Source organism: Allobosea sp. (genome assembly GCF_035944895.1).
Classification (GTDB): domain Bacteria; phylum Pseudomonadota; class Alphaproteobacteria; order Rhizobiales; family Beijerinckiaceae; genus Allobosea.
Genome location: NZ_DASZAT010000012.1, coordinates 304,367 through 324,594, shown reverse-complemented (window position 1 = coordinate 324,594; position 20,228 = coordinate 304,367). Strand labels below are relative to the sequence as shown.

At 64.2% G+C, this 20,228-nt stretch carries 16 protein-coding genes, 1 tRNA gene and 1 pseudogene; 13 read left to right on the top strand and 5 right to left on the bottom strand.

The annotated features are described in order from the left end of the window. The first annotated feature begins 243 nt into the window (after positions 1–243). From VGV58_RS23670 to VGV58_RS23645, 6 genes and pseudogenes are all read left to right on the top strand, one after another. Positions 244–1,368 (top strand): TIR domain-containing protein, encoded by a 1,125-nt coding sequence (locus VGV58_RS23670; RefSeq protein WP_326876503.1) that lies wholly within the window; start codon positions 244–246, stop codon positions 1,366–1,368. A 257-nt stretch (positions 1,369–1,625) separates the two neighbouring features. Beyond that, positions 1,626–2,954, top strand: a complete 1,329-nt coding sequence (locus VGV58_RS23665) for a DUF4365 domain-containing protein (RefSeq protein WP_326876502.1) — start codon at positions 1,626–1,628, stop codon at positions 2,952–2,954. Then, the gene (locus tag VGV58_RS23660) at positions 2,951–4,408 is read left to right on the top strand and encodes an argonaute/piwi family protein (RefSeq protein ID WP_326876501.1); all 1,458 of its coding nucleotides are present in this window, start codon (positions 2,951–2,953) and stop codon (positions 4,406–4,408) included. The genes VGV58_RS23665 and VGV58_RS23660 overlap by 4 nt, the downstream gene beginning before the upstream one ends. Positions 4,409–5,202: 794 nt before the next feature. Beyond that, positions 5,203–5,436 (top strand): annotated as a pseudogene (locus VGV58_RS23655) (dCTP deaminase domain-containing protein); the annotation flags it as partial. A 246-nt stretch (positions 5,437–5,682) separates the two neighbouring features. Next, a complete protein-coding gene (locus tag VGV58_RS23650; protein ID WP_091835422.1) occupies positions 5,683–5,979 on the top strand; it encodes a hypothetical protein in 297 nt (98 codons plus the stop codon). Positions 5,980–6,105: 126 nt separating this feature from the next. After that, a tRNA-Gly gene (locus VGV58_RS23645) sits at positions 6,106–6,180 on the top strand. Positions 6,181–6,270: 90 nt separating this feature from the next. Here the strand turns inward: VGV58_RS23645 and VGV58_RS23640 are convergent. Beyond that, entirely contained in the window at positions 6,271–7,158 is an 888-nt protein-coding gene (locus tag VGV58_RS23640; RefSeq protein WP_326876500.1) for a LysR substrate-binding domain-containing protein, read from the bottom strand. 108 nt (positions 7,159–7,266) lie between these two features. Between VGV58_RS23640 and psrA the strand changes: the two genes are divergently transcribed. The 5 genes from psrA (at position 7,267) to VGV58_RS23615 (ending at position 11,813) form a co-directional block, all read left to right on the top strand. Continuing rightward, on the top strand, positions 7,267–8,355 hold the full coding sequence (gene psrA / locus VGV58_RS23635; protein WP_326876499.1) for an iron-containing alcohol dehydrogenase PsrA: 1,089 nt from the start codon (positions 7,267–7,269) through the stop codon (positions 8,353–8,355). Positions 8,356–8,433: 78 nt separating this feature from the next. Beyond that, the gene (locus VGV58_RS23630; RefSeq protein WP_326876498.1) at positions 8,434–9,309 is read left to right on the top strand and encodes a phosphate/phosphite/phosphonate ABC transporter substrate-binding protein; all 876 of its coding nucleotides are present in this window, start codon (positions 8,434–8,436) and stop codon (positions 9,307–9,309) included. A gap of 30 nt (positions 9,310–9,339) precedes the next feature. Next, positions 9,340–10,149, top strand: a complete 810-nt coding sequence (phnC, locus tag VGV58_RS23625; protein ID WP_326876497.1) for a phosphonate ABC transporter ATP-binding protein — start codon at positions 9,340–9,342, stop codon at positions 10,147–10,149. 14 nt (positions 10,150–10,163) lie between these two features. Then, positions 10,164–10,967 (top strand): phosphonate ABC transporter, permease protein PhnE, encoded by an 804-nt coding sequence (gene phnE, locus VGV58_RS23620; protein WP_326876496.1) that lies wholly within the window; start codon positions 10,164–10,166, stop codon positions 10,965–10,967. Between the two features lie 105 nt (positions 10,968–11,072). After that, positions 11,073–11,813, top strand: a complete 741-nt coding sequence (locus VGV58_RS23615; protein ID WP_326876495.1) for a metallophosphoesterase family protein — start codon at positions 11,073–11,075, stop codon at positions 11,811–11,813. Positions 11,814–11,829: 16 nt separating this feature from the next. Here VGV58_RS23615 and VGV58_RS23610 read toward each other — a convergent pair whose 3' ends face one another. The 3 genes from VGV58_RS23610 to VGV58_RS23600 all read right to left on the bottom strand — a co-directional run bounded on the left by VGV58_RS23610 (position 11,830) and on the right by VGV58_RS23600 (position 16,723). Beyond that, a complete protein-coding gene (locus VGV58_RS23610) occupies positions 11,830–13,383 on the bottom strand; it encodes a SpoVR family protein (RefSeq protein ID WP_326876494.1) in 1,554 nt (517 codons plus the stop codon). Positions 13,384–13,394: 11 nt separating this feature from the next. Next, positions 13,395–14,699 (bottom strand): YeaH/YhbH family protein, encoded by a 1,305-nt coding sequence (locus VGV58_RS23605; protein WP_326876493.1) that lies wholly within the window; start codon positions 14,697–14,699, stop codon positions 13,395–13,397. A gap of 77 nt (positions 14,700–14,776) precedes the next feature. After that, positions 14,777–16,723, bottom strand: coding sequence for a PrkA family serine protein kinase (locus VGV58_RS23600; protein WP_326876492.1), 1,947 nt, complete (start codon positions 16,721–16,723; stop codon positions 14,777–14,779). A 324-nt stretch (positions 16,724–17,047) separates the two neighbouring features. On the opposite strand from VGV58_RS23600, the gene VGV58_RS23595 reads away from it, so the two are divergent. Beyond that, positions 17,048–17,224 carry a hypothetical protein gene (locus VGV58_RS23595; protein ID WP_326876491.1) on the top strand — a complete coding sequence of 59 codons (177 nt, stop codon included), beginning with the start codon at positions 17,048–17,050 and terminating at the stop codon, positions 17,222–17,224. A 32-nt stretch (positions 17,225–17,256) separates the two neighbouring features. Then, entirely contained in the window at positions 17,257–17,850 is a 594-nt protein-coding gene (locus VGV58_RS23590; protein ID WP_326876490.1) for an SCO family protein, read from the top strand. A gap of 13 nt (positions 17,851–17,863) precedes the next feature. Here VGV58_RS23590 and VGV58_RS23585 read toward each other — a convergent pair whose 3' ends face one another. Continuing rightward, positions 17,864–19,927, bottom strand: a complete 2,064-nt coding sequence (locus VGV58_RS23585; protein ID WP_326876489.1) for a glycosyltransferase — start codon at positions 19,925–19,927, stop codon at positions 17,864–17,866. Positions 19,928–20,228: the final 301 nt, after the last annotated feature.

Genomic DNA, 20,228 nt, shown 5'->3' with positions numbered 1-20,228 from the left:
TGACGTTGATTGGCTGGCCGTCCACCGGCATCCGGAGGATGGCCAGCTTATGCCTGAACCGCCTGAAGTATGTCGCTTGTTTGTGCGGTGGACCGACCATGCAACTCCCAAACCCATCGCCGGATGCTCGCCTAGACTCCTATCGTCGTTAGACGGAACCTCAAAAAGGTGTTGATAGCTGGCCGCATACCCTGATCCCGCTCGCCGCCGGTCCCATGTTCCTTCGATCGGCGAGGAAGAGTGATGCGGGCTGACGAGGAACTGCTGGAGCTTGCGGCTAAGCTGGAGGCCGCGGCCAGCTGGATCGAAACGGAAAGGCCAAAGGCCGCGCTACAATCCCTCACGAATGCCGCGACCGAGGTCGGACGATCGTTCTCTGGTTCCTGGCTCGGCTACCATGCGCGGGTTTACTATGCGGAGTTCCGGCCGCCACCGCAGGGTGCGCGCTTCAGCCAGCAGAGTGGCCTCCGAGACAACTACTTTTCCGAGACCGTAGGCGACTGGCGAGAGTACGACGCGAAGGTTGTGACGGATTACATCCGATCTTCTGCTGATAGCCCAGGAATGGCTTCTGTCCGCGAGCAGCAGCCGAAAACGGCAGCCTATCTCAGGTCCGCTAAGTCTGACATCGGATCAATCCTCACCGGCGAGGCGGTAAGGGGCGACGACAAGTTTCTTGAAAAACTCTTGGCGGATTTGGAGACCATTGACGGATACAGCTCGACTCAGCTTCTGCAGGTGTGGCAGCCACGGGGTCAGTTCCTATCGTCCGATATCGAAGCGCTGGGGCAGGGACTGCAGGTGCCGCCGCACTTTTCGATCTTGGCTGAGACTGGGTCTCTGAACAGCAGTTTCCTCGCATGCCGGCAGCTGGCTGAACTCGCCCGAAAGGCCGGTTCGCACCTTGCTAGGCGGGCATCGCGCAATGTCGCCGCCAGCCGGGTCGGCACTAACGTCTTCATCGGGCATGGGCGCTCGGGCGCGTGGAGAGAGTTGAAGGACTTTGTCAAAGATCGACTTGGCCTACCATTCGATGAGTTCAACCGCGTCCCAGTGGCAGGCGTGACGAACATCGCCCGGTTAAACGAGATGCTGGATGCCGCCGCCGTCGCCTTCGTTATCATGACGGCCGAAGACGAGCAGAAGGATGGGAAGTTACAGGCCAGAATGAACGTCATCCATGAGGTGGGGCTATTTCAAGGACGGCTCGGCTTCACCAAAGGCATCGTTATGCTGGAAGAGGGGTGCGAGGAATTCTCCAACATCCAGGGCCTTGGGCAGATACGATTTCCCGCTGGAAGAATCTCCGCGGCTTTCGAAGAGGTCCGGCAAGTATTGGAGCGGGAGGGTGTCCTCTCCACCGACTAGGGACGACCGACCAACAGTGCCTAGCTGTTTGAGACAGTTGCCCATTCAGCCTAGTCGCGCCAGCGGTGACGATCCTCCTCTCGCATTCACGGAGAGAGAGAAAGAGCCGGAAATCGGCCGCTGGGACCTAGAGTCAGTAGAACTGCCAATGGTCATCTTGTGCCTGGGCTCCGACCGGGACATGTCTCCTCGAAAGCATCGAAACGCGGCTGGACTAGAACCAATGGTGAACGCTATCGTGTCCGTCAGGAGCATGCATGAAGAGAATCGGTCGAAGCGATATCATCGGGCAGCGGGGGATGGCGCATATCGAAAGTGTCGTCCTGTCGATGGGGTTCATGTTCTACCCGACGGGAGGCGTCGAAGCCGGAATCGATGGGTTCATAGAGCTTCGAGACGAAGCGACCGGCGCTGTGGGGAATCTCCTCCTGCAAGTACAAGGTAAGTCCACCGAGAGGCTTCGTCTGCAGGCTGAGACTGAAGAGAGTTTCGAGTTCCCATGCTCCGAAGCAGATATCAGCTATTGGATGCAGGGGACGGCGCCTGTCCTGTTCATCGTCGTGTTGCCGGAAAAGGGCGTCGCCTACTGGAAGTCGATCAAGGCGTGGTTTTCCAATCCGGACAAACTGAAAGCCCGGAAGATCGTCTTCGACAAGCAAGCGGATATATTCAGCAGGGAGGCGAAGCCCGCCATCCTCGCGTTGGGTCTCTCCACTACGCGTGGTGCAACCGCACCGAGCGCGCGCATCCAGGAGGAACTGATCGTCAATTTGGTGGGCGTCTCGACCGCCCGGACGCTCTATTGGGCGCCCACGAGCTTTGCCAACGACAAAACCTTCGGCGCGGCGCTTCGAGAACTCGATTCAAAGGCTGGCTCGGAATGGATCGTGCGCGGGAAAGCCGTTCTGTCGTTCCGGAATCTCGACGCCTGGCCCTGGAACAAGCTTTGTGAAGCTGGAGCTATGGAGGAGTTCGGGTCCGACGAGTGGTCCGAAAGCGACGATGAGGACCGGCAGCGTGACTTCGTTGCGCTTCTCAATCGAGCCATGAGCGAGTTCGTGCGCCCGGCGCTCTGGCACGATAAGGGCAGCGGCGCTTTTTTCTTCCCTAAGCCGAAGGCACGAGACAAGCTCAAATACGCGTACAAGAGCCTGAAGAGCTTCGTGCCGCGGGATGTTGTGAAGCGATACGGCAAGCGACGTGACGACCCTTCACAAGCCGCATATTGGCGACACTCCGCCTTCCGGCATCGATTTCTTCGGCTAGGCGAGCATTGGTATGCAGAGATCACGCCGACTTACCATTTCACTCGCGAGGGATATAAGCCTGACCCCTGGGCCGGCGACCGACTGAAGAGGATCAAGGAGTTCGAGAACAACGCGGCCGTCATGGGCCAGTTCGTGATGTGGCGATACTTTCTCACGCATCACGGCGCGGCTGACCTGTACGCCGAGGGCTACCCATTCCTGGCGTTCGCTCTGCTCGAGCCCCTCGGCCTCGACGTCGGCGTCCCTGACGACCTTTGGAAGTCGCAGGAGGCCAACCCAGACTCGCCGCTGTTTGACTGGGAGCAGGCGGAAGCATGAAGCTTGCTCACCTTCCCGAACCCGACCTCGAGTTCGGCGGCGCCATGCGCCACGTCGACATCCGGTTCGGCCTCATGGACTACGGTCCTTTCGACTTCGGCATGGAGGGCGCGCCCAAGCGGATCAAAATCGGCATCGTGGGCAGCGCGGAAACCGTCGAAGGTACGGCTAAATGGATCGAGGTCTGTCAGGCAGGTTTCAGCGCCAAACAAAGCCGGCAGCCGAACCTTTTCCCGGCCTTCCCGGGCATCTCCTTCGAGGAGACGTTCCGCTGCGAGTTCATCACCTCGGACGAACTGCAGCGTGTGTTGCCGCTCCGCGAGATCGCCAGGCTTGCGGCGGTGCCGGGCCAGCGAGAGATGACCCGCGCCGTAGTTGAAAGCATCACCGACGAAATCGCTGCCTTGGCAGAACGCACAGTGAAGCCAGACGTCGTGCTTGTGGCGCTTCCGATCGAGATCATCGAGCGCACCTATAATGCACGAGACGCTGCCCTGTCTGACGATGGTGAGGAAAAGGCGGATGAGGCTGGTCCCGACCTGGACTTTCGGGGCATGCTGAAGGCGTCGTGCATGACCTTGCGCCTGCCCGTCCAACTCCTGTGGCCGACAACCTTCGATCCGGCCTACAAGATCCCGCGCAAGCTAAAGGAGAACAGCGATCGGCGGACGCAAGATCCCGCGACCATCGCATGGAACTTGCTCACTGCGCTCTACTATAAGGCTGGAGGTCTTCCGTGGCGGCTAGCGCGGGACGCCCGTCAGTTACGAACCTCCTTCGTCGGGTTAAGTTTCTACCGATCGGTTGATGGAGAGCACGTCCACACCAGCACCGCCCAGATGTTCGATGAACGGGGCGAAGGTCTGATCCTGCGGGGCGGGCGCATGATCGAAAGCGAGGAGGACCGCAAGCCGCACCTAACAGCGGAGGACGCCTATGAGCTTCTCCGCAACTCGCTCAAGGTGTTCCGGGGCCAACATGGTCACTATCCAGCACGGGTTGTGCTCCACAAGACGTCGCGTTTCGACCGGAACGAGATGGCCGGATTCCACAAGGCGATCGACGAACGCGATATCGATTACGCGGATTTCATCTGGGTTCAAAAGTCGATGACGCGGCTCTATCGGCTTGGCGTTTATCCGCCGCTGCGCGGCTCGCTGATACGGTTTGAGAAGGATCAAGCGCTTCTCTACACGCGAGGAAGTGTGGAGTTCTTCCGAACTTACCCCGGCATGTATGTGCCGCGACCGCTGATGCTTCGATGTCAGGCGCTCGGACAGCCCCTTCATCATGTGGCCGCGGAGATGCTAGCTCTAACCAAAATGAACTGGAACAACACCCAGTTTGACAACGGCCTGCCAATCACCATCGCTGCGGCTAGGCAGGTCGGGGACGTCTTGAAGTATGTTCCCGACGGTCAGGAGATCGCTCCACGCTACAGCTTCTACATGTGAGCTGAGCAGGCTTGCGGACCGTGCTGCCCTTCTCTCCGTCTCCCTCAGAACAACTTACGCAAGGGCGGAGACGTAGAGGGTTCCATCTGTATCAGGCGTAAGCGTGCGTGATCGAACCAGTCGACAAGCGTCGTTGTGGACCAGTCTCATCGGACTGCCTACGAGCAGACATTCCCGACGTCGGCTATGGGCCAGATTCGGCCGTGAGTTCGCTCCCCAATTCGTCTTCCGATAGCAAGGCCTCTCATCGCCGGCTGAAGCGCTCGCCTGGGCACATGAATGCGTTTCTTTCGCTTCATAGTGGCTCTGGCAAAACACGAGCGCCCGGGAAGGATAACCAATCTCCCTGGAATGCATCACCCGGGCGGGCGCGCAGAGTGACGTGGAAGGGAGGTGGTGGCGGCGCTGCACCGTGACAAATGACTGGCATAGCCGCGGGCTCGGCGATGCCGAGCGACTTCGACGCAGGTAATTCCCTTCGTCGTCTCGCCGGCAGGCCGGGCAGTCGCCACAGCATCCCGGGGAAGACGATGCGGCGGTCGCTGACCTTCATGGTCGAACGCTCTGGGGCGATTTGCGCAACGGTAACGGCCGGCGTCGCGGATGCGCTCCCTGTCATGTCCGAAGGTGTCCTCTCATCGTCGGGGAGAACCTCGCGGCGCTGCTAGGGAACACGTCCGAGGGGACACATGCACTTCGATCGATGGCGGTTGAATTTGATATTTTTGATTTTAGATCAATATGATAGCTCAATGAAGCTCTGCACGACAGAACATTCCCTACCGGATATTTCAGCCGGCTTCTTCGATCCCGGCTTCGGCGTCGGCACCGGCGGCGTTCCCGGCAGCCGCGGCGTGCTCGAGGTCCGCAGCCATGAAGTGCCCTTCCTGCTCGAGGACGGGCAGGTGGTCGGGCGGTTGGCGTTCGAGCGCATGGCGGCCGAGCCCGACGCCCTCTACGGCACGATCGGCACCTCCAATTACCAGGGCCAGGCGCTGAAGCTCTCCAAGCATTTCCGCTCGGCTTGAGCGGCGAACTGGCGGCTGGCTCAACCTTTCCTTAGCTGCGAATCCGCAACGCACGCAGGAAGATTGCCCGGTTGGCAAGCGACGGGGCGACAAAATGGCGATTCCGTGTCAGATGGCAGCAAGCGCCGATGGCGTTGCAGGCCGCTGGCCTGCGGCGTGTTCATGCTTGTGTCACCGGCGGGAGGCTTCGACCGCCTTCCGCTTCATGGCTTTCGTAGCCAAACGTCTACAGGGAAAGGATTTCTCATGCGCGCCCTCATCATCGCCGGCGTTCTCGCCGCCGCCCTCGGCGGCTGCCAGAGCGTCGAGCAGTCGGCGGCCGAGTCCGACCAGGTCTGCCTCGATGCCGGCCACCGCCCCGGCACCCGCGCTTTCGAGCGCTGCCGCAGCGAAGTGTTCCAGAGCTTCCGCCGCTCCAACGCGCAGGCCAGCAACGCGGTCGCGGCCGGCGTCGTCGCCGGTGCGGTCGGCGGTGCGGTCATCGCCGCCTCGTCGCGCCGCCACTACGGTTACTATGGCTGCGGCTATTACGGCTGCTACTAAGACGCACCGCGTCTGAACCAACCGCGCCGGGCGACAGGGGTCCGGCGCGGTTTTTCGCGTCTACGGGGAAATCTCGTGGCGACCGGCTTGCCGGCGGCGGCCCGGCCCGGCTATAGGGGCAGGAGCGCGGGCGTAGTTCAGTGGTAGAACGTCAGCTTCCCAAGCTGAATGTCGTCGGTTCGATCCCGATCGCCCGCTCCAAATTCCTTTCGAAACTCAGTCGATTGCGGCGGCTAGCCCTTGGCTGCCGCTTGCGCGGGCCTTGCGCTTGCGCGCCGCTATGTCGATGCCCTACGCATCGACGACGGCCGAAGCGTCGCGCGTCCGCTGGACGACGTCGAGGAAGGCTTTGACGATCCGGCTGGTCTGCCGCTGCTTCAGCACGACCACATGCGCATAGGTGTAGACCTCGGCCCCCTCGATCGGGATCAGCCGCAGCGTCTCGTCCGGAACGAACTCGGCTTCCGAGACATAGCTTATGCCGAGCCCGCGGATCACCGCTTCGCGGATCGCTTCGCGGCTGCCGATCTCCATGACCAGGCGCGGCTTCGTGCCCGTCTCGGCCAATGCGCCCTCGAAGGCGCGCCGTGTCGTCGAGCCCCGTTCGCGCGCGATCATCGGCTCGCCCTCCAGCTCCGTCAGCCGGACGCTGCGGCGCCCCGCCAGGCGATGGTCGCGCCGCACGAAGACCGCGACGGGGTGGCGGCGATAGGGGATGGTCAGCAGCCTGTCGTCCTCGTCGATATAGGCGAGCACCGCGACGTCGCAGCGATAGCTCTCGAGATCGCCAAGCACCTCGGCGGAGTTGCCGATCTTCACGGCGAGCTCGATGCCCGGATAGGCTTGGTTGAAGGCGGCGAGCATTTCGGTGACGTGGAATGGCCCGACGGCGCCGATCGAGAGCCGGCCCGTCCGGAGTTCGCGCGATTCCGTCAGGAAGGCGAGCGCCTCGGCCTCCTCGGCGAAGAGCCGGGTGGTGATGGCGAGCAGTTGGCGCCCGCTATCGCTCAGTTCGCGCCGCCGGCCGCGCTTGACGAAGAGCTCGACACCGAATTCCTCCTCCAGCGTCCCGACCTGCGCCGTCAGCGTCGGCTGGCTGATGTTGAAGGCCTCGGCCGCCGCGTTGAAGCCGCCGGCGTTCGCGACGTTGTGGAAGGACCTGAGCTGGGTATAACGCATAGAGAATTTCTATTAATTCGGATCAAAAAATCAATTTGTTATGAGAATGGAGCTCTGTGAGCATCCTTCGCAACGTGCCGGCAAGGCGCATTGCGAGGGATGGACCGCATGAAATGGGCGTACTGGAACCCCGTGAAGGTCCGGTTCGGGAACGGCCTGCTCGATGAGGTCGCCGGGTTGATCGGCGGGCGGCGCTGGGCCCTCGTCACCTATGACCAGCCGCTTTTCCGCGAATTCTCCGCCAGGTTGACCGCGGTGGCCGGCGCGCCCGTCGTCTCGATCACCAATATCGAGACCAATCCGGACTGCGCCGATCTTGCCGAGTCCTGCCGCCAGTTCGGCGCGGCCGAGCCGGCCGAGGTCATAGTTGCGCTCGGCGGCGGCTCGATGATCGACGCCGCCAAGGTGCTGGCGGCCAGCGACGGCGACTTCGAGACCGTGCGCCGGCACCTGACCGAGAAGACGCCGCTCAATGAGGCCGCGATCATCCCGATCATCGCCGTGCCGACCACGGCCGGCACCGGTTCCGAAGTCACCTCTTGGGCGACGGTCTGGGACCAGGCCAATGGCAGCAAGTATTCGCTCGCCCATCCCCGGCTCTATCCGGAGACGGCGGTACTCGACCCTGCCTTGACGGTCGGGGCGCCGCGCGGCCTCACCCTGGCGACCGGGCTCGATGCCCTCTCCCATGCGCTGGAGAGCATCTGGAACGTCAACGGCAATCCGGTCTCGGCCAACTACGCGGTCGAGGCGGCCCGCGAAATCATCGAGACGCTGCCGCGCCTGCTGGAACGCCCGGAGGATGTCGAGCTCCGGGCCCGGCAGATGCGCGCCAGCCTGCTGGCGGGCCTTGCCTTCTCCAACACCCGGACGGCGCTCGCCCACAACATCTCCTACGACATCACCCTGAAGAGCGGCACGATCCACGGCATCGCCTGCTCCTTCTCGCTGCCAATGGTGATGCGCTGGGCGCTGGGCGCGCAACCGCAATGCGACGCGGCGCTGCGCCGTGTCTTCGGCCCCGATCTCGAGGCGGGAGCCGAGCGGCTCGGCGCTTTCCTCCGGGATCTCGGCGTCGCGACCGACCCGGCCGCCTATGGCGTCTCGGCCGGCGAATGGAACCGCCTCGTCGGCAAGGCGCTCGAAGGCGAGCGTGGCCGCAATTTCATCGGAAGGCAGGCGGCCATGGCCGCCTGAAAGCACGCATCGGGCAACGACGCCCGCAACGGTTCACCGGACGATCAAAAGATCGCCGGATCATCTTGGGAGGATGACATGACCACCACGCGTCGCACGATATTGAAGGGTTCGCTGGCGGCGGGAACGCTGCTGGCGGCGCCGGTCCTGGTCCGGGCCCAGACCAAGCTGGTCCGCGTCGGGTTGATCCCGTCTGAGGACTCGCGGGCGATGCTGGAATCGAGCGCCCAGCTCCTCGCCGCGCTCCAGAAGAATCTCGGCATACCCGTCCAGGGCTTCGTCGCCTCGGACTACAACGGCGTGATCGAGGCGATGCGCTCGAACCATGTCGACGTCGCCTATCTCGGCCCGTTCTCCTATGTGCTCGGCACCACGGTCGCGGCGATCGAGGCCTTCGCCACCGCCGAGACGGCCAAGTCGAGCCGCAGCTTCTACCGCAGCCAGATCATCGCGCGGAAGGACAGCGGCATCAGTGACTGGAAGGGCCTGAAAGGGCGCACCTTCGCCTTCGTCGATCCGTCCTCGACCTCGGGCCACCTCTTCCCGAAGGCCGGGCTGATGAAGCTCGGCTTCGATCCCGAGAAGGATTTCGGCCGCGTGCTCTTCACCGGCTCGCATGACGCCAATGCGCTCGCCGTCGCCAACAAGCGGGTCGACGCCGCGACGATCGCCGACCGCATCCTCGATGCGGCCGTGCAGAAGAAGCTGGTCGATCGCGCCGACATCCAGGTCGTCTGGGAATCGGACCCGATCCCGGAATCGCCGACCTGCTGGCGCAAGAACCTGCCGGACGAGCTGAAGGCGAACATCAAGTCGGCCTTCCTGAACATCCGCGACATCACCTGGGCCGATCAGGGCAAGCTCAACCGCTTCGTCGAGACCAATGATCAAGCCTACGACATCATTCGCGAGACCGCGAAGGTGCTGAAGCTCGATCTCACCAAGATGAAGTAGTCGCAGGACGCGACCGGTGGAGGAAGCGGCATGATCAAGATCGAGGGACTGAAGAAGTCCTATGCGGGGCGCCCGGTCCTGCAGGGCATCGACCTCAGCGTCAAAGCCGGCGAGTTCCTCGTCGTGCTTGGCCCCAGCGGCGCCGGCAAGTCGACGCTGCTGCGCTGCATCAACGGGCTCGCCCAGCCCGATGCGGGCCGGACCGTCATCGACGGCAAGGTGCTTGACCTCAAGCGCGGCGCGGCCGGCAAGCGGCCGGTGGCGATGATCTTCCAGCACCACAATCTGGTGAAGCGCCTCTCGGTGCTGAAGAACGTGCTGGTCGGCCGCATGGCGGGCCTGTCGTCCTTCCTCTCGATGCTGCAGCTCTTCCCGAAGGAGGACGTCGCCATCGCGATGGACTGCCTGGCGCGGGTCGAGCTTGCCCAGAAGGCGAATTCGCGCGGCGACCAGCTCTCCGGCGGCGAGCAGCAGCGCGTCGGCATCGCAAGGGCGCTGGCGCAGCAGCCGGCGGTGATCCTCTGCGACGAGCCGGTGGCGAGCCTCGACCCCAAGACCTCGCGCATCGTGCTCGGCTACCTCAAGGCGATCTGCAAGGAGGAGGGTATCGCGGTGATCTGCAACCTCCACCAGGTCGACTACGCCGTCGAGTTCGGCGAGCGCATCGTCGGCCTGAGCGGCGGCCGGGTGATCTTCGACGATATGCCGGACCAGCTCACCTCCGAGGTCGTCCACCAGATCTATCCCGGTCTGGAGGACCCCGGCATCAGTCGCGTGCTGAAGCCCCGCCCGGCCAGCCAGCCCGTGCTGGCGCCGATGATCGCCACCGCAACCGTCTGACGGGGAGCTGAGCCATGTCGTTCGGAACGCTGCAACTCGTGCTTCGCCCCCCGCAAGGCCGCTTCGGCTGGTGGGGTGTCGGCGCCATCACGCTCGCCGCGCTGGTCTTCCTGTGGTGGGCTGCGCTCGGCTCGCAGATCAACGCCAGCAACCTCTGGAACGGCATCCCTTATATGCTGGACTTCCTGGTCCGGATGATGCCGCCCAATCCGGAATTCCTCGAACGGCTGTGGCGCCCGGCGCTGGAGAGCCTGCAGGTCGCGGTCTGGGGCACGCTGCTCGGCGTCGTCATCGCCTTGCCGGTCTGCTTCTTCGCTGCGCGCAATCTGAGCCCGAGCCCGGTCGTCTTCCATGCGACGCGGCAATTGCTCAACTGCATGCGCGGCATCAACGAGATCATCCTGGCGCTGATCTTCGTCGCCGCTATCGGCCTCGGTCCCTTCGCCGGTGTACTCGCCCTCGCTATCCATGGCGCCGGCATGCTCGGCAAGTTCTTCGCCGAGGCGATGGAGGATATCGACGAGGGTCCGCTGGAGGCCTTCCGCTCGGCTGGTGTCGGCCCGTTCAAGACCTTCTTCTTCGGCGTGCTGCCGCAGGTCCTGCCGGCCTGGCTCGGGACGATCTTCTATCGCCTCGAGACCAATGTCCGCCAGTCGACGGTGCTCGGCATGGTCGGCGCCGGCGGCATCGGCTTCGAGCTCGTCTCCTCGATGAAGCTGTTCAAGTACCAGGACACCGCGACCTGCATCCTCGTCATCCTCGCCATGGTCCTGATCGCCGACCTCGTCTCGTCCCGCGTCAGGGCGCTGATCCGCTGATCGCATCGTCGCAGCCATGACGTCCCGGGCCTTGGCGCGAGGCTCGGGACGCGCCATCACAGGATTGGCCGGTCCTGAACCGGCTCAGGATTCGGGATTTGCGACATGCGGCTCGGTGTCATCGCAGACGTGCACGGCAACCTGCCGGCACTCGAAGCCGTGCTCGCCCGGCTTTCCGGGCTCTCCGTCGACCGCATCGTCAATCTCGGCGACTGTGCCTCGGGCCCGCTCTGGCCGGCGGAGACGGTGCGGCTGCTGCGGGCGACCCCGATGAGCCATGTCCGCGGCAACCATGACCGGGCACTCGGTGCGGCCTTGCCGGACGGGCTCGGCGCCTCCGACAGCTTCGCCTGGCGCAATCTCGACGCCGATGCCCGCAATTGGCTGGCCGGCCTGCCCTTCGAGCTCGAGGTCGGTGGCGCGCGCTGCGTCCATGCCAGCCCGAAGGACGACGACACCTACCTCCTCGACGCGATCGAAGGCGGACGCCTGGTCGCGGCTCGTCCGGAGGCGGTCGAGGCCTTGCTTGGCCCTGGCGGTCCCGCCGTGGTCCTGTGCGGCCACAGCCATCAGCCGCGCCTGTTGCAGCTCGACGATGGCCGCGTCGTGGTCAATCCCGGCAGTGTCGGCAATCCCGCCTATAACGCCGGCGAGCCCCGCATCCATGTCTCGGAGAGTGGCGCACCGCATGCCCGCTTCGCCGTGGTGACGATGACGGAAACCATCGCCATCGAGCACCACGCGACCGCCTATGACTGGCGCCATGCGGCAAGGCGCGCGGAAGCCAATGGCCGCGCCGACTGGGCTCATGCCTTGCAGACCGGGCGGGTCCCGCCGGCGCGGTAGTGGCTCGCGCAGCCGGTCACTGCGCCAGCTGGCTGCTGGAGCGCTCATAGACCGTTGCGCCGGTCTGCGCGTCGATGCCCTGCAGGCTGACCTCGTAGCCCCAGAGCCGCTGGACATGGCGCAGCGTCGCCTCGCAGCTGCCGCCATCCAGCACGATGCCGTCGCGGACCTTGTGCTGCAGGCGCAAGTGCCGTTGGCCGAGCAGGTCGACATCGACAACCTGGATGTCCGTATTGTTCGCTCCGATGTCGTATCGCTGGGCCAAAGCGGCGCGGATCTTCTGATAGCCGCGCTCGTTGTGGATCGACGCCACGCTATAGAACGACTCGTTCGCCGCGTCGGAGAGCAGGAACAGTCGCCATTTCCGGATCAGGGCAGGGCTGAGGAACTGGCGGATGAAGGATTCGTCGCGGTGGTTGGCCCAGGCGTCGAGCAGGATCGCGCGCCAGTCGCCGCTGCCTGCGATCTCTGGAAACCAGTCGCGATCCTCGGCTGTCGGCTCGGTCGCGATACGCTTGATGTCCTGCATCATGTCGAGGCCGAGCGCATAGGGGTTGATGCCGGAGAAGCGGGGATCGTCGAAGCCGGGCTGGAAGACGACGTTCGAATGGTTGCGCAGGACCTCCAGCATGGCGCCTTCGCCGATACGGCCGCGATCGAACAGTGCGTTCATCACCGTGTAGTGCACGAAGGTGGCGCAGCCCTCGTTCATCACCTGCGTCTGCCGCTGCGGATAGAAATACTGCGCGATCACCCGCACGATCCTGAGGATCTCGCGCTGCCAGGGCTCGAGGATCAGGCTGGTCTTTTCGAGAAAATAGAGCAGGTTCTCCTCGGGCAGGTTGAGCGCTTTCTTCCGCTCGGCGATCAGGTCCGCATTCTCCGCCGCCGCCTTGGCACCATCCGCCTGGCGCGGGAGCGTGCGCCAGAGATCATTGTAGGTGCGCTCCTCATACTCCAGCCGCTCGCGCAGGCCTTCGCGCTGCTTCTCGGAGGAGAGCCTGGGCGGGCGGCGATAGCGGAACACACCCTGCTCCATCAGCGCATGGGCGGCGTCGAGAATGGCCTCCACCGCCGGAACGCCATGCTTCTCCTCGCAGCGGGTGATGTAGCCCTTGGCGAAATCGAGATAGCCCAGGATCGCGTCGGCGTCGGTCCATTGCCGGAACAGATAGTTGTTCTTGAAGAAATGGTTGTGCCCGAGCGCCGCATGCGCCGTCACCAGGGCCTGCAGGGCCATGGTGTTCTCTTCCATCAGATAGACGATGCAAGGGTCGGAATTGATGACGATCTCATAGGCGAGGCCGCGGCCGCCCTTGCGGTAGTGCAATTCGTGATGAACGAAGTGCTTGCCGAACGACCAGTGGCGATACATCAGCGGCATGCCGATCGAGGAATAGGCGTCGAGCATCTGCTCGGAGGAGATCACCTCCATCTGCACGGGGTAGATGTCGAGCCGCAGCTCCTCCTTCGCCACCGCTTCGATGACGTCATAGGCCTGCGACAGGGTCGCGAAATTCCAGTCCGAGCCGGTGAACAGCAGATCGGGTCGGTGAGCATGCCTGGGCATCGGCGCTCCCTTCAGTTGCGCGGCCGCGCCGGCTGCCGGGTGAAGAGCTGGCGGAAGACCGGGTAGATGTCGGCGGCCCGGGCGATGCGGGTCATGTCGAAATTCGGCCAGCGTTCCTTGACCGTGAGATAGGCACGCCAGAGCGAGGTGCCGTTGTCGGTCGAGCCGAAGATCTCGCTCTCGCGTTCGTCGATGATCTCGACATAGGCGAAGTACTGGCACAGGCGCATGATCTCGCCGTCGAGCAGGCGCAGGCAGCGCTCGGAATCGCTGGCGAAATTGTCGCCGTCCGAAGCCTGCGCGACATAGATGTTCCAGTCCTTGCTGGGGTAGCGCTGCGCGATGACGCGCTGCATCTCCTCCAGCGCGGTGGAGACGACGGTGCCGCCGCTCTGCGTGCTCAGGAAGAAGGTGTCCTCGTCGACCTCCTGCGCCGTATGGGTGTGGCGGATGAAGACGATCTCGGTGCGGTCATAGCGCCGCTTCAGGAACAGGTGCAGCAGGACGAAGAAGCGCTTGGCCAGGTCCTTCTCGCGCTCGCCCATCGAGCCGGACACATCCATCAGGCAGAACATCACCGCGTTCGCATTCGGCAGGGGCTGCGCCTCGAAGCGGTTGAAGCGGATGTCGACCGGGTCGATGAAGGCGATCACCCGGCGTCGTCGCTCCAGCCGGTCGAGCTCGGCGCGCAAGGCCGCGACCTTGGCGCGGGTGGTGTCCGTTCCCTCGGCCTCGATCCCCGCGAGTTCGGCGAGGATGGCCTCGACCTCCGCGCGCTTGGGCCGCTGCAGGGCGATGCGGCGGCCATGGCTGTTGCGCATGGTGCGGGCGACATTGATGTTGGTCGGCGAGCCGCCTGTCGAGAACCCGGCCCGTCGCGGCTTGGAGGCGAGGATCTCCTTCAAGGCGAGCTTGACCATGTCGGGCAGCTCGAGGTCCTCGAAGAACAGGTCGAGCACCTCCTCGCGTGAGAGCACGAAGCGGAAGTCGTCCTCGGACTCCTGCAGGCCGGGCGACGATCCCGCTCCGCTGCCCTGGCCGGGCTTCGGCATCTTGTCTCCCGGGGAGAACTGCTTGTTCCCGGGCAGGACATGCTGGCGCCGTCCGCTGTCCCCGGCGGTGCGGAAGCTCGGCTCGCTCGTACCCTTCGCCGGGATCGAGACGGCATGCTCCCCATCCGCATCGGCGATCTTGCCGGAGCGGATCTGCTCCTGGACGCTGCGCTTCAGCTCCGCCCGGACCCGGTGCAGGAAGCGCTGGCGATTGCCCAGGCTCTTGTCCTTCGGGTTCAGGCGGCGGTCGATGAAGATCGGCATGGCAGGCTCCCCGCCGGGATTCTTACTCTCGCATCGGCTTTGTCCGAAAACCGGACCACACTTTTCGGGCCGATGCTCTAGCCCGCCTTGTTGACGCGCATGTACCAGTCGACCAGGCGCCGGACCTGGCGCTCGGTATAGCCGCGCTCGACCATGCGCTGCACGAAGCCGTGATGACGCTTCTCGGTCACGCTGTCCTGCTTCGAGCCGAAGCTGATCACCGGCAGGAGGTCCTCGACCTGGCCGAACATCCGCTTCTCGATCACCTCTCGCAGCTTCTCATAGCTGGTCCAGGACGGGTTGCGGCCGTTGTTCCTGGCCCTGGCGCGCAAGGTGAACTTCACGACTTCGTTGCGGAAGTCTTTGGGGTTGGCGATGCCCGCCGGCTTCTCGATCTGCGACAGCTCGTTGTCGAGGACCTGCCGGTTGAGGATCTGGCCGGTATCGGGATCCTTGTAGTCCTGGTCCTCGACCCAAGCGTCGGCATAGGCGATATAGCGGTCGAACAGATTCTGGCCGTATTCGCCATAGGATTCCAGATAGGCCTTCTGGATCTCGTGGCCGATGAACTCGGCATAGCGCGTCGCCAGCTCCGACTTGATGAAGTCGAGATAGGCCGCCTCCGTCTCCTTCGGGAACTGCTCGCGCTTGATCGCCCCCTCGAGGATGTACATCAGGTGGACGGGGTCGGCGGCGAGCTCCTCGGTGTCGTAGTTGAAGGTCTGCGACAGGATCTTGAAGGCGAAGCGCGTGCTGACGCCGGTCATGCCCTCGTCGACGCCGGCGGCGTCGCGATACTCCTGCATGGCCTTGGCCTTGGGCTCCAGTTCCTTCAGGTTCTCGCCGTCATAGACGCGCATCTTGGTGTAGAGCGGCGAGTTCTCGAACTCGCTGAGCCGGGTCGAGACCGAGAAGCGGCTGAGCAGGTCGAGCACCTCTGGTGCGCAGGGGCTGCCCGCCAGCTCGCTCTCGCGCAGCAGCTTCTCGTAGATCTGCCGCTCCTCGGTGATGCGCAGGCAATAGGGAACCTTGACCACCAGGATGCGGTCGAGAAAGGCCTCGTTGTTCTTGTTGTTCTTGAACTGGAGCCATTCCGACTCGTTGGAATGGGCCAGCACGATGCCCTGATAGGGGAAGGCGCCGAAATTCTCGGTGCCGTTGTAGCTGCCTTCCTGCGTCGCGGTCAGCAGCGGGTGCAGCACCTTGATCGGCGCTTTGAACATTTCGACAAATTCGAGCAGGCCCTGCGTCGTCCGGTTCAGCCCGCCGCTATAGGAATAGGCATCCGGGTCCGACTGGCTGAAATTCTCGAGCTGGCGGATGTCGACCTTGCCGACGAGCGTCGAGACGTCCTGGTTGTTCTCGTCGCCGGGCTCGGTCTTGGCGATGCCGACCTGGCGCAGGCGCGAAGGCGTCAGCTTGACCACCTTGAACTTGGCGATGTCGCCCGAGAGCTCGTCGAGCCGCTTGCTCGCCCAGGGCGAGATCAGGCCGGTCAGGCGCCGCCGGGCGATGCCGTATTTGTCCTCGAAAAGATCGCCCATGCGCTCCGGGCGGAACAGGCCCAAAGGCGATTCGAAGACCGGGCTGATCCGGTCGCCGATCTTGAGCGTGTAGAAGGGCCGCTCCTCCATCAGCTTCTTCAGCCGCTCGGCCAGCGAGGATTTGCCGCCGCCGACGGGGCCGAGCAGATAGAGGATCTGCTTGCGTTCCTCCAGCCCCTGCGAGGCGTAGCGGAAATAGCCGGCGATCCGCTCGATCGTATCCTCCATGCCGAAGAAATCGGCAAAGGAGGGGTAAATCTTGATCGTCCGGTTGGAGAAGATCCGGCCCAGGCGCTCGTCCTGGCTGGTGTCGAACAATTTCGGCTTGCCGATCGCGTCGAGCATGCGCTCGGCGGCGGAAGCGTACATCGATTTGTCTTCGCGGCAGGCCAGCAGGTATTCCTGCAGGCTCATCTCTTCCTGCGAATAGCTTCGATAGTCCTCGGAAAATAAGCGAAAGACCTCGCCGTCTCGTTCCATCGTGGTAGCCCTCCAGCGCAAGCCGGCTTCGCCGACAGTGCCCCTGAACAATCAACCGCAGACAGACTTGCAAGTTCCTGGCCGATAAGGGGGCGCTTTGATGACCGCCGGGCATCCGGGCCCTGCCCCCGACGCAAACGCGAACCGTCCTCAACTCATCTCTTCGCGTTGACGCCAGAGATGGGCGCCAGCCTGTGCGCCTATGATGTCATGTGGGGTGGCTGAGCGGGATCGCCAAGTGGCATCGCGCAGATGGGATGTCGGAGTATCCCTGCGGCATGAACGCAGCTTCCGGTTGATGACCTTCAGCGTTAGATTGAACCAATGAGTGTAGCTCCGCAGACCGATGCTCAGGACGCCGCGCCGGCCCACCGGCCCGGTCTCTGGCTGCTCGCCGGCGGCTTCGGCCTCCTGCTGGCGGCCGGCCTGCTGCTCTGGTGGCGCGAGGGCGACCGGCTGTTCACCGACGGGTTGATCGCCGCGCTCCTCGCCTGCTTCTGAGCGGCGTTCCACTCGCCTTCGAGGGTCTTCCCGTGAACCGCCGCCTGCTCCTGCCCCTGCTGGTCTTCCTGCTCGGCGCCGCCGCGCTCGCCGCCGCCGCCTTCATCACCTTCGCGCCGGCCTCCCGCCAAAGCGGGCAGAGCCTGGCTTCCAGCGTCGGCGGGCCGTTCACGCTCACCACCGCCGAGGGCAAGACCCTGACCGACAAGGACCTGCGCGGCGCGCCCTTCCTGGTCTTCTTCGGCTTCACCCATTGCCCCGATATCTGCCCGACCAAGCTGTTCGAGATCTCGGAGGTTCTGCGCGCGGCGGGGGCGAAGGGCGAGAAGCTCAAGGCGCTCTTCGTCACCGTCGACCCCGAGCGCGACACCGCGGAGACGATGAAGAGCTATCTCGGCTCCTTCGACCCGCGCATCGTCGGGCTGACCGGCGAGCGCGCTGCGATCGACGGGGCGGTCAAGGCCTATCGTGCCTATGCCCGCAAGGTGCCGCTCAAGGATGGCGACTACACCATGGACCACACCGCCCTGGTCTATCTGATGGACAAGAACGGTGGCTTTGTCGGCGCCTTCAATATCGAGCGCCCGCCGGCAGAGGCGGCGCAGGAGTGGCTGCGGCATCTGTGAGTGCCATGCCCGGCTACTCGGCAGATCGAGGCACGGCACCGCGATAGCGGGAGGAGCGCGCCAGTCCGTGCGCCGTCTTGTGCCAGCCGAAGCGATTGTCGAGATAGTCGTAGAGCGCCAGCCATCCGGCGAGCGAGGTCGCGAGGTAGTAGATCGGGAGGCACCACAGCCGGCGCCACAGATCGGGAGCGCCGCGCCGCCAGGCGCCGAGCGCAGGGACCATGAACATCGTCAGAAGCCCACAACCGGCGAGACCGAGCGATAGCGCCGAGAAGCACGTTTCCCATGGTGTGCTGGGAGACAGCAACGAGCCGCCCAACATTGCTATCCCTGTCATCACGATGAGGAACGGCAAGAGCAGCGTTCCCAGCAGCGAGCCCAACGTCAGCACGAGAAATGTCAGGGTCGCCGCAAGCCCGGCTTCACCAACCAGCCGGTCCGGCCGCTGCATATGGCTGATCAGCGTTTGCAGATAGCCCTTCAGCCAGCGCCTGCGCTGCTTCAGCCATGCCCGCAGATCGCGCGGCGCCTCTTCCAGCGTATGGCTTGGTAGATCGGCCATATAGCCGCCGGCGCGGATGAGCCGGAAGCCGACGTCCGCATCCTCTGTGACGTTCCAGGGATCCCAGCCGCCGACACGCCGCAGCGCCTCTGTGCGGAAATGGTTCGACGTGCCGCCGAGCATGATCGGCAGTCCGCATGCCAGCAGGCCGGGATTGAGCACGTCGAAGAGCCCGGCATATTCCAGTGCGAAGCAGGCGCTGAGCCAGCTGTCTTCAGGATTATCGATGACGAGATGAGCCTGCAGGCAGACGAGGCCGTCATCCGAGTGCAGGAAGCGCGCTGCTGCCAGGCGCAGCTGCCGCGGGTCGGGGATGTCTTCGGCGTCGAAGATGGTGAACAGCTCGCCGCGCGCTTCCTCCAGCGCGAGGTTGAGTGCGCGCGGCTTGGTCTGCGGGGTGCCCCGCGGCACGATCACGACCTGCATGAAGGGCGGAAGTGTGCGGGCTGCGAGCGCGCCCCGCAGGGTCGAGTCGACCTCTTCGACAAGGATGCGGATATCGAGCTTGGCAGCCGGGTAGTCGAGCGCCGCGAGCGCCTGGATGAGCTGGTCGAGGACCGCCTCCTCGCCGAAGATCGGCACGGCGATGGTGTAGACGGGAAGGCGGCTGTCATCGATCTGCCAGCGATAGTCTCGCCACAGGTCGGCCGCCGGCTTCTCGGCCAGCGCCGCGAACCGCAGGATCACGGCGCCGAAGAAAAGGGGGCCGAGCGCGAGGCCGAGGGCGGTCAAGGTCGAGAGGGGCGCCAGCGTGCCAAACCATGAAAGAAGCCCGACCAACAAGTATGCGAGGCATTTCTGCAGCCAGTTGCTCCCAGTTCGTGCGCTGAAGCGTTGCCGGCCCGCTTCGTCGAGCCAGGCGGCGGCGCGCGCGATTGGTCCGGCATTGGTCCGGCGCAGCTCGGCCGCCAGTATCGAGGGAGGCAGAACCACGACATCCTCGCGGTTCCGAACGCCGGCGGAGAGGAAGCGTCGCAAGGCCGGGCCCGGCGGCGGCGCGGCCGCGAAACGCACGGGGCTTTCGGGGAGTGCGCGTGTGGCGGCGAGGCCTTCGCGCAAGATCGCCGCGATGTCGCCGCCCGGCTGCAGGGATGGCGCGCGCGGCTGGAAGCGCAAGCCGAGCTCGGCCGCCAGCGCCCGGTAGAACTGCTCTTCGCTGACGAGGCCGGAGGCGATGACCTGGCGGCTTGGCGCCACGCCGATCCGCTCCGCAAGCCGGGCGGCCTCCCGCAACTCCGAGGGTGGCACGCCATGATCCGCCAGGAAGGCGATCTCGGCGGGCAGGCCGGGCATGCGTACATCACCTGCGCCGGGACGCGGCCAAGCTAAAGCCTCCATCCCCATCCCCCCGGGGCTGCAGCTGAGTGCTCCCGCAGGCGGAAGCAACTTATGGTTGCTTAACGCTACGTCAGAGTCGAGTCGGGTGAAGGCACTTGGCGCACGACCCCTTCGGCAAGGCGGCGCCGCCAGGGTTGGGGAGGGGTGAAAGAGGCCTGCTTGATCATTTGCATACAAATGATGCGAGCCTGCTGCTTCTCGCAGCAGCGGGCGAATTGCCGACGATGTCGCGAGTCGGGAGCGGCCTGGCCTGTGCCGGATGCCGGGCTGCGATCGAGCCCGCGGTCGCCCAACCCCTTCAGTTTTCGTCGAATCTGCGCGGCGCGGCGGATTTCGAGTGCCATTTTACTTCGCAGTTGCGAACGAGATCACGCGCGATAGTCTCGCTCCCGGCTGCCGTCGGCAGTTTGCAAGTGGTCGATCTCAAATCGCTTGACAACCTTGAAATCCGTTGAGATCGTTGTTTGCATACAAATGA